Here is a 14,071-nt window from a genome sequence, read left to right as displayed (position 1 = left end):
CTACCGCGGGGAGGTCTTACTACCTTAAAACTAAGAACCTCGACACCTGCATCATTTTTGATTCCTTAAGAAGGGAATCTGTAATGCAAGAGAGTCCGGACAAATCAGGAAGATAACACCCATACTCGCAACACTGATTCCTTCAAAACCGTGGTGCAAGACTGCTTTCAGAAGGGTATTAAGGAACTTCTGCTCAAATTCATCATCTTCTGGGTATATACAATCTAAATCAAGTTTCTGACTCATTTCGTGTACTAATTCTTCACTGAAGGTCGGAGATTGTATAACTGAAATAAACTGTGGCCACCAACACTGAAAAGCCATGTCAAATAAATCACTCTGTACAACTTCCTTATCCTCGGAACCTTTGGTCGTTATATTTTCATTAAGCAGACGTTGAAATTCTCCTTGACTCTGTGGATGATCAATGAATCTGTATTGAAGGACTTTTTCAGCCCCCAAGGAAGTACTGCTTCGAGAGTCTTGCACTACCTGTTGAAGCCGTTCCTTACCCTGTGATGTTAGATAACCCATGACATGGGCCAGCATATGTCTCACATACTCAGTCTTTCTTGTTTCTTTTTCTGGAAGCCAATGAGTCAAACGCAGATCATCTGGAAGTTTCTGAGCAGGGATATAAAAAACCACCTTATCGCTGCTATGTAGCCTATGATATTCTACATCAACACGCTTCCCTTCCAAACGAATTGCTTTAAACAAAGTAGCTGAATCCATCGTGTTTACATGAGAACCGGGAAGTATGAAGCTTTTTATATCAATTCCTAACTGCAGGGTCTTTAACCAAGGTTTCTGTGATACCTTTGCCGTAAAATTGCTATGCAAAAGATAACGAATTAACAGAGCTATTATGACAATCGGTATGAGTAGGTAAGAGAGTATCTTTAAGACCTTTTCTGTCGTTGAAATAGGCACGTATTCTTCACAAGCCTGCCCTGAGTTACAACTATCTAGAGAAACTACTTTTAAACGGCGCCCTCCTAGAAAAAACCAATTATCTAGTGCCGCCATTACACGGTGCTGAAACGAAGTTCTTACTGAAGGGGAAAAACTATAAACTTCCATCAAAAAACTACTTTTTAAAATATTAGCAAATTGGTTTATATACAGTTATTAAGAAATACAATAAATATTTCAAAAGAAACGAATTATAAAGATTTTAATAAAATAATATAAAAAATGAAATTACTCCAAAAAGATGTATATCAAGACCTTATAGCAGGACTAGGAGACCAAGAGATCTCCTTTCTTTAAAAATATACGGAACTCGCAGCAGGTGGCAATTTTGGTGGAGAAAAGATGGTATAAAATAAAACTTGGTTACCACGCATAGTGAATGAGCTATTTTTCATCCCAGGGAGCCTGCGGTTTGCTTCGTTTATTATTGCCTTTAACAAATGTTCTTGGCATTTGCGATCTATTACATCACATACTGCTGAGTTTAAAATACTTGGACAACGAAACTCTCGGATTTTTTCATCTACCAGAGATTCAATGAAATCTGGACAACTCATAACTTCGAGATGCTTTTTACAGTAATCTTTTAAAAACTGTTTCGTAATACATTCCCCTTCTTTGCCCGGCTTCTCTGTACGAATTAGCGCCTCATCTAGTCTATTCACCATGTTACCTTCTCCTAATACATGTCGCGCAAGTGCCTTCCAAGATTCATCAAAATAGTGGTGAGTTACGCGAGGGGAATAGTTAGGGTCTGCTTCTTTTCCAGGGAAACTTTCGAAGGTGATGCACATCGCACGGATCTTGAGGATCACATTCGTCCAATAGGTCTCATCTAATGACAAGATATACCCAACAATGTCGGTCAGCATCGCTCTAAGATAGCTTGTTTTACTTTCTTCAGAAAACTGACCATCACTTACATAGTTTTCGCAACGGATAGCTTCTGGAATCTCCTTAAAACCGGGAAACTGAGATCTGAGATAATCGACCGGCACCATAAGCACATCTATTCCAGAGACATATCTCCGATTTTTCCATATATTTAGCCTCTCCTGATTATTGAAAAGTTGGAAATCATTGAAAGGTTGAACGTCGTGGGGGACTCTTGCGTCACTTAGAGAATCGCATTTCCAATTACATTTAAACCTAGAGTGTAAGAAACAACGGATTAGCAAAGCAATAAGGACAATAGGGATGAGTAGATAGGAAATTAGTTTCAATATCTTCTCTACTGTTGAGATAGACATATTTTCTTGAAAAGCCCGATAGTGATTACCCTCAAGCGTGAGAATTCTTACACGATGTCCTCCTAAGAAAAACCAACGGTCTAATGCCGCCATCAGGCGGTGTTCTGGTGAAGTTGGTACCGAGGGATCAAAACAATAGACAAGCATCAAAATCTATAATTATAATTATTATTAAAGTGCAAACAGTTTACATTTTAATTATTAAAAAGTAAATTATTTTATAATTATAAATTATTTATATACTTTAAAAAATAAATCATTAAATAAAAGAGGTTTTTTTCTTCTTTTCTGAACTCGATATCTTTTATAAAAGTTCCAGTTATCCATGATCCAAAAGTCACATGTAAAAAATCACGCATCACTCAAGTAACTCAGACAAATAGAAGAGACTGGTAAGATAAAATCTTTGAAAAGAAACAAAATTAACAATTTCTCTCTACTCAACTTGAATGTTTTCCCAACGCAGCAACCCAGAGAAATGAACAGAAAAGCAAAGATTCGAGAGCTTCGGAGCTAAAGTCAATGTTTGACCGGTAGAAGTCTGGAATATAGCGTTAAGTCTCTTGAAAATCTCCCCTCCAATACCTGCTTCTAGAACAGTTCGATTTGTGTTAGATACTTAAAAAAAATCGAAAACCAAAGGGTCTTATGGATCCCGCGAGCAGTTCCATGATCTAGAAGAGCCCACAGTTCCTCATTGGATCGAGTGATGGGTCCATCCCCAATGATTTCCTCTTCTCTCTTTAGCCTATCAAATACAGGAAAGACAACCTCATGACCTACAGACTCTACACGCGATCTCTTTGGAGGATTAAAAAAGTGCGTGAGAAGTAAACGCACAAGGTTTCGTTTACCACCAAGACTAATCAACTCCTCGGTCTCTGACACACGAAGTTCTTGAATCAGCTCTTCCTCTAGCCGATTTGCAAATGTCATATCTTGACGAAGGCATCTTGATGACCATTCCAGGGTTTCTAAGTCTAGAAGATCTAGCATTTCTTCTATCTTAGCCTCACTACATTTGTATGCTTGGTTTACCGAAAATCCTGGGAAGGGCACTACACTACAATGGAAATTTGCGTGCAATTGATAGCGAATCACCCAGGCGAGTAAAACTAATGGGAACAAAATAAGTGCAAGGATAATTTTAAGGATCTTTATAGCAATGGATAGTGCAACCTGTTCTTCTATTCCTCAAGCCAGATTAGGTTCATCTAAACCGATAATTTTTACCCGCTTTCCTCCAAAGAAAAAGCAGGCATCTAATTTTTCCATGAGTAAATTTTGAAATGTGGGTTGAACTTGACGAGAGAACTCGTAGACCTGCATAACATCCTGATTTTATTTTAATTAGAACTTCGTTCTAAGGTATTGATAAGATATTTCAAAAAATAAAGTCGTGTGTAAGGAAAGAAAAAAGCTTACGGATTTGAAGAAATTGGAAACAGTATACTCTTATGATATAGTATCCCACAACATCTATCTTATTTGTGTTGCCAGAATAGGGTTTGAACACACACTTAGATATGGCTGCCAGAGCACTCCTTGAAGGCACTTCTATCCACCCTTGGCTAGTTCTTAAAGAGCTAGTAGATGAGGGAAATAATATTTCAAGTAAATACTTTATAACTTGCGAATAGGTCTCTTTTTCTGATTTTCCTTACCCACAGGGAAATAGCGACGTAAGACATGAATAAGAACTAGGCGCAAGAATGAGTCCCCAAGCACAAGATCTTCATTAAAGTAGAGAGCTCCCAATCCAAAGGATTAAGCGAACCTTGTACTTGTAGGTTAGATGATTAAGCATTAGAGTTCTTTTGCCCGTAATACAGCGTCTACAGTTTTTCCGATATGGGCCGGAGACTCAACTACAGTAACTCCAGATTCACGTAGAACTTGTATTTTACTTTTGGCATCCCCAGAATTTCCAGAGATGATGGCCCCAGCATGCCCCATGCGTTTCCCTTTTGGAGCTGTAACACCAGCAATAAAAGCAACCACGGGTTTTGTGCAGTGTGCTTGGATCCAGGCCGCGGCCTCTTCTTCGGCACTACCGCCGATTTCCCCGATCATTAAAATCAGTTCTGTATAGGGATCCTCCTCCAGCGCCTGCAAGACATCAATAAATGAGGTTCCATTGAGGGGGTCTCCCCCAATACCTACACAAATACTCTGGCCGATTTTGAGCTGAGTGAGCTGCCAAACAGCCTCGTATGTCAGAGTTCCTGATCTAGAGACCACTCCAATATTTCCCGGCAGGTGGATATATCCTGGCATAATTCCAATTTTACATTCTCCAGGCTTGATAATTCCTGGACAATTCGGGCCGATAAGCTGTGAAGTACTGTTGTCCATAACTCTAGCCACTTCAAGCATATCTCGAACAGGGATCCCTTCGGTAATACAAACAATAAGTTCGATTCCGGCCTCTTCGGCTTCTAGGATGGCCTCGGCGGCATAAGGTGGTGGAACAAAAATCATGGTCGCGCGACACCCTGTAGCTTGCTTCGCCTCAAGTACAGAATCATAGACTGGCAGGTCTAGCCAAAGGGTTCCCCCTTTGCCTGGAGTCACACCCCCTACGAAATTCGTACCGTAGGCGAGGCACTGCTCAGTATGAAATGAACCTGCTTTCCCTGTAATTCCCTGTGTGATGATGGGAGTATTTTTACTTAGTGAGTGGAACATGTATCTCCTAAATCTACATACTCAGTTCTACAGCGCGTCTAGCGCCCTCTTCCATAGAAGAGACAAATTGGCAAGGAATCCCAGATTGCTGAACAATTTCTTTTCCCAATTCTACATTTGTTCCTTCGAGACGAATGACTGTAGGAACCACTTGATCTCTTGTTTCCATAACTGCAACGAGCCCGGAGGCAACTACAGAACAGTCCATAATCCCCCCGAAGATATTGATAAAAAGCACTTTCACGCTCTCATCGGACAATACTAAAGATACAGCTTCTTGGATTTGCTTTTGAGAAGCCCCTCCTCCGACATCTAAGAAATTCGCAGCATTCCCACCATGGAGCTTTAAAATATCTAAGGTACTCATGGCAAGTCCGGCGCCATTCACAATGCAACCGATATTTCCGCTTAGAGCGATGTAGGACAATCCGATTTGCTTTGCTAGGACATCCCGAACATTCTCTTGAGAGGGGTCATACAATACTTCTAAGTTGGGATGACGGTATAGGGCATTGTCATCGATCGTAATCTTAGAATCGAGGACAAGTAGCTCACCCTCTAAAGTCAACACCAAAGGATTGATCTCTAATAAAGAGACATCATTTTCATAAAAGCACTTCGCAAGCTTTTTGATCAATTGGACACCTTGGTGCATCACTTCTCCTTCCCACTCCATGAACTTAGTGGCTTGACGAAGTTGATAACTATAGATATGCCCATAAGAGGTCAGTGGTAATGTCAGGATCTGTTCTGGGGAAGAGTGTGCGACCTCTTCGATATCCATACCTCCTGCTTTTGAAAGCATAAGAACTGGGCATCGGTGTTTTCGATCCATAATCACTGCGACATAATATTCCCTTTGTATAGCAACAAGTGGTGAAATCAAGACTTTCTCTACGGGGAGAAATCCGTCGGCAGTTTGATTACTAGTAAAATGCATTCCTAAGAGCTTAGCTACGGCTTGCAAAATGCCTGCTGAGGATTTTGCAACAATGACACCACCATGTTTCCCTCGACCTCCAGCATGAACCTGTACTTTAACCACGGCGGAATCTAATCCCGACTTTGTGATAAGAAGTTCCCCTTCTTCCTCTGAAGACACTACCCAATAGGGGGGAATAGGCACATCGTAAGAAGCTAAGAGATCTTTAGCTTGGTACTCATGAAGATGCATAAATAACTCTTTGCTTTTTCCTTCTTATCTTGTATCATTTCTTTTACTTCAACTAACTTTGCTATTAGCAATGTTCAAATTCTTTAGAAACAAGCTTCAATCTTTATTTAAAAAAAATATATCTTTAGATCTTATAGAAGATGCTGAAAGTTTGTTTTATGAAGCAGATTTTGGTACTGAGCTTACTGAAGAATTGTGTGCACGATTACGTTGGACTAAAAAAGCTGACGCATCTACTATCAAAGATCTGATTACAGTTTTACTTCGCGAGTCTCTAGAAGGTCTTCCTTCTCAAGCTTCACAAAGTTCCCAGACCAGACCGATTGTTTCTTTACTTCTTGGGACCAACGGCTCAGGAAAAACGACAACAGCGGCCAAACTTGCTCATTACTACAAAGAGCGATCTGAAAGCGTCATGCTTGTAGCCACGGATACCTTTCGAGCTGCTGGCATGGACCAGGCACGACTCTGGGCCAACGAACTTGGCTGTGGCTTTGTCTCTGGACAACCCGGGGGGGACGCTGCTGCTATTGCCTTTGATGGGATTCAATCTGCAATCGCCCGGGGGTACTCTAGAGTCATTATTGATACCTCAGGTCGCCTGCATGTACATGGCAATCTTATGAAAGAGCTTTCCAAAATAGTCTCGGTTTGCGGCAAAGCTCTAGAGGGAGCTCCTCATGAAATTTTTATGACTGTGGACTCTACCTTAGGGAATAATGCTATAGAGCAGGTGCGGGTATTTCATGATGTTGTTCCCCTTTCTGGTCTTATCTTCACAAAAGTAGACGGCTCTGCCAAGGGTGGCACCCTATTTCAAATAGCTAAACGACTGAAAATCCCCACAAAGTTTATTGGTTATGGGGAATCTTTAAAGGATCTTAATGAATTCGACTTAGATCTTTTTCTAAACAAATTATTTCCTGAAGTAGAAAAGATCTAAGTCGTTGTTTAGTCTCGGTTTCCTGAAGATGAGAAAATCTGCAGCAGATACCAAAATACCATGATGACATTGCAATACATCTTAAGAGCAAACATCAAAGAGAGTTTGTAACTCAAGGTATTGTTATCCCCTATAGTAGAAGAAATCCGACGAATTGCTTGCGCATCAGCAGCTGTCAATCCAACAAAGATGACGAGCCCTAGATAGCAAATCAATAAGTAGATTAAAGGCATAGATACAAACATCGAAACCACAGCAAAGACTAGAGTCACTAGCAGAAGTCCTATCAAAGCAAAAGTCATAATCTTACTAATTTTAGTAAGATCGCTTTTTGTAAACGCTCCGTATACTGCTGCTAAGCCAAATACCAAGGCTGCTGATCCAAAAGCGGCCCAGATCACCCCTCCGCCATATTGAGCAGCGTAGACAGGAAGTAAGGTTCCAAAAAACATTCCTTCTAATGTTGAGTAGAGAAGGAAAAGGCCCCCTACAGCAGAAACCGATAGTGTCTGGATTTTAGAGTTGATAAAGAAAGACACGCCTAGCGTAGCGAAACACCACACCCACCAAAAAGAAAATAAACTTCTGTATAATCCAGAAAAATAAAGACCCAGGGCAACACATGAAGTTACGATTAGCCCTGCTGTCATCCACCCATAGACTCTTGAAGCAAAAGTTCCCTGCACTCGAGAATCTTGTATATAGTCACGATCATATAGTCCCATAGAACCCTCCTATTTGCTCACTTGAAATTGAAAAATAGAGCAAAACAAATTTAAAGCTCATGATAAATGCTAACTACATTTATTACTATCAACAAGAACATCAAAAATAAAGCAAACTTTCCTCCTGGAACTAACTGTTTCTCTCTGTGATGTTGTTTGCCATAACGCCCTTTCCACACAATCAATGTTGGGAATACCCCGATAATCACGGCGGCCCCGAATCCCCCAGCATACTTAAGACAGGTCAAAACAATTTCAGGATAACAAACAGCCCAAGCAAGGGGAATAATAAATGTTAAAAAGAAAATTGAAAATGGATGTGATTTTTTATTCCATTTTAAACCGTCTGCCAGGAAGTCCATAACACCGAGAGCAACTCCTACAAAAGAGGAGACTAAAGCAAAGAAGCCAAAAAGTTCTCCAGCAATATAAAATGCCCAAGAACGATGGGCCTGCTTGAGAGCTTCTACAGCAGTATATCCACCTATCTTAGCCTGGGAAAGAATCGGAAGAGAGACAGCACCTAAAACCACAACTTCCCATAAGACATAGAGAACAAGAGGAATCAACGTTCCTATGAGAATTGCCTTTTTAACATCTCCAACTTTTTTGTCCATGTAGTAGTACAACGTAGGAATGATACTTTGGAATCCAAAAGCAAGGAAAAACACAGGAAATGCGTTTATTGTAGTTAACCATGAGGAACGCACCAGAAAGCTAGGTTGGATTTTTAAAAATCCAAGGGCACAGAAAATTCCAAAAGCTACAGTTAAGCCGAACATAAAGAAACGATTACAGTAATCAATCACTTTTGTTCCCGCCATAATGATAGGCCCCATCAATATAGCAAAACCTAGAGGGCCAAGGTGACGAATCCATGAGATTCCTAAATTTTGACAATTAAACACGCGGCATAAGATGTTTCCCCCTTCGCAGAAATAGGCAATCAGTAGGGAGTAAAAGAGAAACAAGTAGACAAGGCATATAGAAATCTTGCCTACATGACCTAAAATAGATTCCGCCATAGAAAGCATGTTCACTGGGTTCTTTGATTCTTTCATCCAAGTCATGACTTCAAGAAGGCAAAGGCCTGAGGCCATAGAAAAAAGCCAGGAGACAATATAGAGAAAAGTTGCAGGGAAAAAACCGCCTTTTGCGGTCAATACAGGAACTGCTAAAACACCAGCACCGATGGCAGAACCTGCAATAAGCAAGGACCCACCTAGAACTTTATTTGACATAACGTATACCTAAATTTCATATGCACTCTTAAGACAAGTTCTAAAGAGTTTCATCATAGGATTGCGAGGTCTACTACTGTGAAGTACTTACTCTACAGTAACAGACTTGGCAAGATTTCTGGGACAGTCAATCTCCATTCCTTTTGCTAACGCCATAGCATATGCCATCACTTGACCAACTATAGTATATAACACAGGAGCAGCGAGAAAATGACAATCTGGGACAAAGATCTGTTGATCAGAAACTGCAGCGATATCTTCACGAGATTCAGGAGCAATAGCAATCACATGAGCATGACGAGCTTTAACCTCCATCATGTTGCCTATCATCTTTTCATAGACAATATCATCACCGCAAAATGCAATAACAGGGGTACCTTTGCTAATTAAAGCTATGGGCCCATGTTTCATTTCTCCACCAGGATACGCATTCGCTTCAATATAAGCAATTTCTTTGAGTTTGAGGGCAGCCTCCATAACCACCGGATACATCAACCTACGGCCTAGAAAAAGAAACTTATCTTCATAGGAGTAAGGCTGCGCCCAAGAATGGAGAGACTCGTTGGCAAGAAGTTTTTGACAGAGATCTGGTAAGCTTTGTAATCCCTGGCCAAAGGAACATTGTTCTGCGTGAGTCAAGGCACCATGTACATTTGCTAATTTCAAACCCAAAAACACAAGCAACAAGAGTTGCGAGGTAAAAGCCTTTGTCGTAGCTACACCGATTTCCACCCCCGCTTCTAAAAACAGACAGTGATCCACACCAAGAGCAATTGCTGATTCCGGGACATTGCAAATGCCTAGGAGATAAGCAATGTTTCTGCGACGTAATTCCTTCAAAGCAGCTAGGGTATCAGCTGTTTCTCCTGATTGACTGATCAAAATCCCCAAAGTATCTTTACCTATGTAGGGACGTCGATAGCGAAATTCGGAAGCCACTTCAATATGTACAGGAATTGAAACTAAGGACTCTATAATATATTTAGCGAGATAACCAGCATGATAGGAAGACCCGCAAGCAACAATCGTGATTTCTTTAAAACTCTTGATAGGAACATCTGATAAAAATTCAGATAAAATATGTCCTTCTTCATCCATATGTTTTTGAATCAGACCTTCTAAAACTTCTGGCTGATCATAGATTTCCTTCAGCATATAATAGCCGTAGCCACTTTTATCCGAAGCATCTTCACTACAGGTGATTTGTCGTACATCCTTATGGATTTTCTTAAGCTCCAAATTATAAACCTCAGGTTCTTTCCCTTGAGAAACTATAGCAAATTCTCCGGAGGCCAAGGCTTGAGAATGTCGAGTATATTTGAAGAAAGCTCGCGAATCTGAAGCAATAAACGTCTCTTCTTTCCCTAAACCAAGAATTAAAGGGCTCTCTTGAGAAGCGCAAAGAATCGTATGAGGATGATCTTTATGAATCAAAGCGCAGGCTACGCTACCTCGGAGTTGAGCTAGAGTCTGACAAAAGCTGAACACAAGATCTTGGGACTCTTGATAATATAGAGAAAACAGCTGAACAATAATTTCTGAATCGGTATCTGAAGCAAATGAAATGCCTTGCGCAGTCAGCTCGCGTCGCAACTCTTTGAAATTTTCTATAATTCCATTATGGACTACAGCACACGACCTTCCCTCATCCACATGTGGATGAGCATTAATCTCGGTAGGCACTCCATGAGTTGCCCAACGGGTATGGCCAATAACTGATGCCGTAGGGATTTCTCTTTCTTGAAACAAGTTTGAAAGCTCTTGAACACGACCTACAGTTTTTCTAATAAAAAGCTCTTGTTCAACTACAGCAGCAAGACCTGCGGAATCATAACCACGATATTCTAACTTTGCCAAGCCTTCTAGAACAATAGACACACCATCTTGGTTTCCCAAATATCCAAATATCCCGCACATACGATCCTACTCTCTACTACCTGTACCTAATTCTGCATCAATAACATCCGCAAGAGCCTTGGCAAGGCAGTCTACTTGATGTTTTTTATGACCTTCAACCATAACTCTGCATATATTTTCGGTTCCAGAATATCTTAATAATATGCGTCCAGAGGGGCCTAAGGCATCTTGAACATCTCTCAAGGTTCTTTCAATTAAAGGGATGGTTTCAAGAGGAATTTTCTCTCTTACAGCAACGTTGATCAATGTTTGGGGACTTTTTACAATTGGGGCTGTCAAATCTGAGAGCATAGATTCACTTTCTATCATGATGCGCAAAACTTGTAGCGCTGAGACAATTCCATCTCCAGTGGTATTGTAGTCCAAGAAAATCATATGTCCGCTCTGTTCACCTCCCAAGGTCACTTCATGTTCTAACATGGCGTGCAAAACATGACGGTCCCCTACTGGAGAGGTGAATACCTGTAGGCCTAATCCTTCCAAATATTTCAAGACTCCGAAATTTGTCATAATCGTGGCAACAACACGGTTATGAGGTAATGCGGATCTTTTTTTAAGATCACCAGCACATATACTGAGGATCATATCTCCATCGACAATATGCCCCTTCTCATCCACCATGATAATCCGATCTCCATCCCCATCTAGCGCAATCCCAAGATGTGCTTGATGTTCGATTACAGCTTTTTGAATGACTTGAGGGAAAAGAGCTCCGCAGTGTTCATTGATGTTGATTCCTGTAGGTTCGCAACCATAACAAATGACCTCTGCATCCAGCTCTTCAAATACAGAAGGTGCTACCTTATAAGAAGCTCCGTGAGCGCAGTCTAGAACAATCTTTAACCCCTTTAAAGTGCGTCCTTTAGGAAATGTTGCTTTCACAAACTCTACATAGCGTCCCATAGCATCTATCACACGTTTGTTCTTCCCAACTGCGTGATCTTCGGGTAATGGACCAAAGTCAGCTTCACTCACCATGGTTTCAATACGCTGCTCAAGAACATCAGAAATTTTAAATCCTTCTAAAGAGAAAATCTTAATTCCATTATCCCTGTAAGGATTATGTGAAGCAGAAATCATAATCCCTGCGTCCGCTCGATAGGCCCGTGTAATAAACGCAACTCCTGGCGTAGGGATAGGACCAAGAACCAAAGTTTCTATCCCCATAGAATTGAGCCCAGCAATCAATGCGTTCTCAAACATATATCCCGATAGCCTAGTATCTTTGCCTACTACAACACGATGTTTGCCCGATCTACCCTCACGAAGTACTCTAGCTACAGCTTTCCCTAATAAAACAGTCGTTTCCACTGTCATAGGTTCAAAATTTGCTCGTCCTCGCACACCATCTGTACCAAAAAGTTTTCTGACACTTTGTTGCATGTTTCTCCTAAAATCTATTCCTATTCTCCGTATCTTTTCACTTCTACACGCACAAATAAAAGCGAATTTATAAGCAGTAAACTATAAGTAAAAGAAAGTAGCCTCTGACTGTAGTACTCTTCTCGAAGAATACTTCGATCTTCTATAGAGAACTCTCCAATGGATGTAAAGTTCTATAATTGAATTCTGTCAGAAACTAGATATTTTTTATTCCATGCTTTTTACATCCTTTCTGCTCCCCAGGATCAAGGCATTTAAGAGCTCTCTACCGGGTTCTGTGGATGCTAGAGTCTTAAGAATGATCCATATATAATTAAAAATTGAAGAGGAATCTCTATAGAAAACATCTTTTGTTTTTCATTTTTATCCTTGAAAACTTCCCTAGTTTTGCTATGTTGGGATTTTAAAATGGAAGTAGACGCAAACTACACACTCTTTTTCTTCCAAGACTTTTAACTCTTAATAACTATAATAATGGTCTGCGAAAACAATATTCTCTCTGGTAGAGGCCTAGAATTGTTAAAAAAAAAATCTAATATCACTTTAACTCCTACGATCTATTCTGTTTCTAACCATAACATCAAACTCAAAGATTTCTCTCCTCACGCCCTGTCAGTGATCAAAACCCTCCGTAAAGCAGGGTATATCGCTTATATTGTTGGGGGTTGCATTAGGGATTTGTTATTAAATACCACGCCGAAGGATTTTGATATCTCCACTTCAGCGAAACCTGAAGAAATTAAAGCTATCTTTAAAAATTGTATTTTGGTCGGTAAGCGTTTCCGTCTTGCCCATATTAGATTCTCTAAGCAGATTATTGAAGTTTCAACATTTCGTTCGGGAAGCACCGATGAAGATGTCTTGATTACTAAAGATAATCTATGGGGGACTCCTGAAGAAGATGTCTTGCGAAGAGATTTTACAATCAATGGATTGTTTTACGATCCCGAGCATGAAGAGATTATAGACTATACTGGTGGCGTTAATGATTTAAGGAACCGTTATTTGCGCACTATCGGCGATCCCTTTACAAGATTCAAGCAAGATCCAGTACGCATGCTGAGACTGTTAAAGATTTTATCACGGTCGCCGTTTACTGTAGAAACGCAAACTCAAGAAGCTTTAATTGCTTGTCGCCAAGAGCTAATTAAAAGTTCTCAGGCACGGGTCTTCGAAGAACTTATCAAAATGTTAAATTCCGGAGCCGCAAAGAACTTTTTCCAACTGCTAATAGAGAACCATCTTCTTGAGATCCTTTTTCCCTATATGGATAAGGCATTCCGCTTAAATCGCGCACTAGAAGAGCAAACAGCCACCTACCTAAAAGCTCTAGATGACAAAATACTAAAAAAAGAGGCAGAGTATGATCGTCATCAGCTGATGGCTATATTCCTTTTTCCTTTAGTGAACTTTAATGTCCGTTATAAGCATCAGAAGCACCCGTATTTGTCTTTGACATCCGTTTTTGATTATATCAAAAATTTCCTAGAACAATTCTTTGCTGACTCGTTCACAAGTTGCTCAAAAAAGAATTTTATCCTGACAGCATTAATTTTACAAATGCAGTACAGACTCACTCCCCTGATCCCTACAAAAAAAGCGCTCTTCTTTAATAAGAAACTTTTACATCACACAAGGTTCTTAGAAGCATTATCTTTATTGGAAATTCGTAGTATAGTGTATCCTAAGCTCGATAAAGTGTATGTTGCTTGGATACGTCATCATCAAACACTTAAGTGTAAAAAGGATTCTCATTCTCAAAAGTAGGTCTAAAC

At 40.3% G+C, this 14,071-nt stretch carries 10 protein-coding genes and 1 pseudogene; 2 read left to right on the top strand and 9 right to left on the bottom strand.

Annotated elements, in window-relative coordinates:
• Positions 1-51 precede the first annotated feature (51 nt).
• From CPB_RS05050 to sucC, 5 genes and pseudogenes are all read right to left on the bottom strand, one after another.
• Positions 52-1,083 carry a DUF648 domain-containing protein gene (locus tag CPB_RS05050; protein WP_010892206.1) on the bottom strand — a complete coding sequence of 344 codons (1,032 nt, stop codon included), beginning with the start codon at positions 1,081-1,083 and terminating at the stop codon, positions 52-54.
• Between the two features lie 185 nt (positions 1,084-1,268).
• Positions 1,269-2,372, bottom strand: a complete 1,104-nt coding sequence (locus tag CPB_RS05045; RefSeq protein WP_010892207.1) for a DUF648 domain-containing protein — start codon at positions 2,370-2,372, stop codon at positions 1,269-1,271.
• A gap of 444 nt (positions 2,373-2,816) precedes the next feature.
• Positions 2,817-3,554 (bottom strand): annotated as a pseudogene (locus CPB_RS05040) (DUF648 domain-containing protein).
• A gap of 477 nt (positions 3,555-4,031) precedes the next feature.
• Positions 4,032-4,913, bottom strand: coding sequence for a succinate--CoA ligase subunit alpha (sucD, locus tag CPB_RS05035; RefSeq protein ID WP_010883607.1), 882 nt, complete (start codon positions 4,911-4,913; stop codon positions 4,032-4,034).
• A 13-nt stretch (positions 4,914-4,926) separates the two neighbouring features.
• Positions 4,927-6,087 (bottom strand): ADP-forming succinate--CoA ligase subunit beta, encoded by a 1,161-nt coding sequence (gene sucC / locus CPB_RS05030; protein WP_010883606.1) that lies wholly within the window; start codon positions 6,085-6,087, stop codon positions 4,927-4,929.
• 70 nt (positions 6,088-6,157) lie between these two features.
• Here sucC and ftsY point away from each other — a divergent pair, with 70 nt between their 5' ends.
• Positions 6,158-7,030: a signal recognition particle-docking protein FtsY gene (gene ftsY / locus CPB_RS05025; RefSeq protein ID WP_041466981.1), complete on the top strand. Its 873-nt coding sequence runs from the start codon at positions 6,158-6,160 to the stop codon at positions 7,028-7,030.
• Positions 7,031-7,038: 8 nt separating this feature from the next.
• On the opposite strand, the gene CPB_RS05020 is transcribed toward ftsY, so the two are convergent.
• From CPB_RS05020 to glmM, 4 genes are all read right to left on the bottom strand, one after another.
• A complete protein-coding gene (locus CPB_RS05020) occupies positions 7,039-7,755 on the bottom strand; it encodes a Bax inhibitor-1/YccA family protein (protein WP_010883604.1) in 717 nt (238 codons plus the stop codon).
• Positions 7,756-7,805: 50 nt separating this feature from the next.
• Complete coding sequence (locus CPB_RS05015; RefSeq protein ID WP_010883602.1) at positions 7,806-8,996, bottom strand: aromatic amino acid transport family protein; 1,191 nt, start codon at positions 8,994-8,996, stop codon at positions 7,806-7,808.
• 87 nt (positions 8,997-9,083) lie between these two features.
• Positions 9,084-10,913, bottom strand: a complete 1,830-nt coding sequence (glmS, locus tag CPB_RS05010; RefSeq protein WP_010892213.1) for a glutamine--fructose-6-phosphate transaminase (isomerizing) — start codon at positions 10,911-10,913, stop codon at positions 9,084-9,086.
• A gap of 6 nt (positions 10,914-10,919) precedes the next feature.
• Entirely contained in the window at positions 10,920-12,296 is a 1,377-nt protein-coding gene (glmM, locus tag CPB_RS05005; protein WP_010883600.1) for a phosphoglucosamine mutase, read from the bottom strand.
• A gap of 474 nt (positions 12,297-12,770) precedes the next feature.
• Here glmM and pcnB point away from each other — a divergent pair, with 474 nt between their 5' ends.
• Positions 12,771-14,063, top strand: a complete 1,293-nt coding sequence (gene pcnB / locus CPB_RS05000) for a polynucleotide adenylyltransferase PcnB (protein ID WP_010883599.1) — start codon at positions 12,771-12,773, stop codon at positions 14,061-14,063.
• The last annotated feature ends 8 nt before the right edge of the window (positions 14,064-14,071 follow it).

This window comes from Chlamydia pneumoniae TW-183, assembly GCF_000007205.1.
Lineage (GTDB): Bacteria > Chlamydiota > Chlamydiia > Chlamydiales > Chlamydiaceae > Chlamydia > Chlamydia pneumoniae.
The sequence above is the reverse complement of the archived record's forward strand: the minus strand, read 5'-3'. Positions and strand labels throughout refer to the sequence as shown.

Bases quoted from the DNA above. Each gene is read 5' to 3' on its own strand.
- sucD (WP_010883607.1), bottom strand. From the start codon at position 4,913: ATGTTCCACTCACTAAGTAAAAATACTCCCATCATCACACAGGGAATT.
- glmS (WP_010892213.1), bottom strand. From the start codon at position 10,913: ATGTGCGGGATATTTGGATATTTGGGAAACCAAGATGGTGTGTCTATT.
- glmM (WP_010883600.1), bottom strand. From the start codon at position 12,296: ATGCAACAAAGTGTCAGAAAACTTTTTGGTACAGATGGTGTGCGAGGA.
- CPB_RS05050 (WP_010892206.1), bottom strand. From the start codon at position 1,083: ATGGAAGTTTATAGTTTTTCCCCTTCAGTAAGAACTTCGTTTCAGCAC.
- ftsY (WP_041466981.1), top strand. From the start codon at position 6,158: ATGTTCAAATTCTTTAGAAACAAGCTTCAATCTTTATTTAAAAAAAAT.
- CPB_RS05020 (WP_010883604.1), bottom strand. From the start codon at position 7,755: ATGGGACTATATGATCGTGACTATATACAAGATTCTCGAGTGCAGGGA.
- sucC (WP_010883606.1), bottom strand. From the start codon at position 6,087: ATGCATCTTCATGAGTACCAAGCTAAAGATCTCTTAGCTTCTTACGAT.
- CPB_RS05015 (WP_010883602.1), bottom strand. From the start codon at position 8,996: ATGTCAAATAAAGTTCTAGGTGGGTCCTTGCTTATTGCAGGTTCTGCC.
- CPB_RS05045 (WP_010892207.1), bottom strand. From the start codon at position 2,372: ATGCTTGTCTATTGTTTTGATCCCTCGGTACCAACTTCACCAGAACAC.
- pcnB (WP_010883599.1), top strand. From the start codon at position 12,771: ATGGTCTGCGAAAACAATATTCTCTCTGGTAGAGGCCTAGAATTGTTA.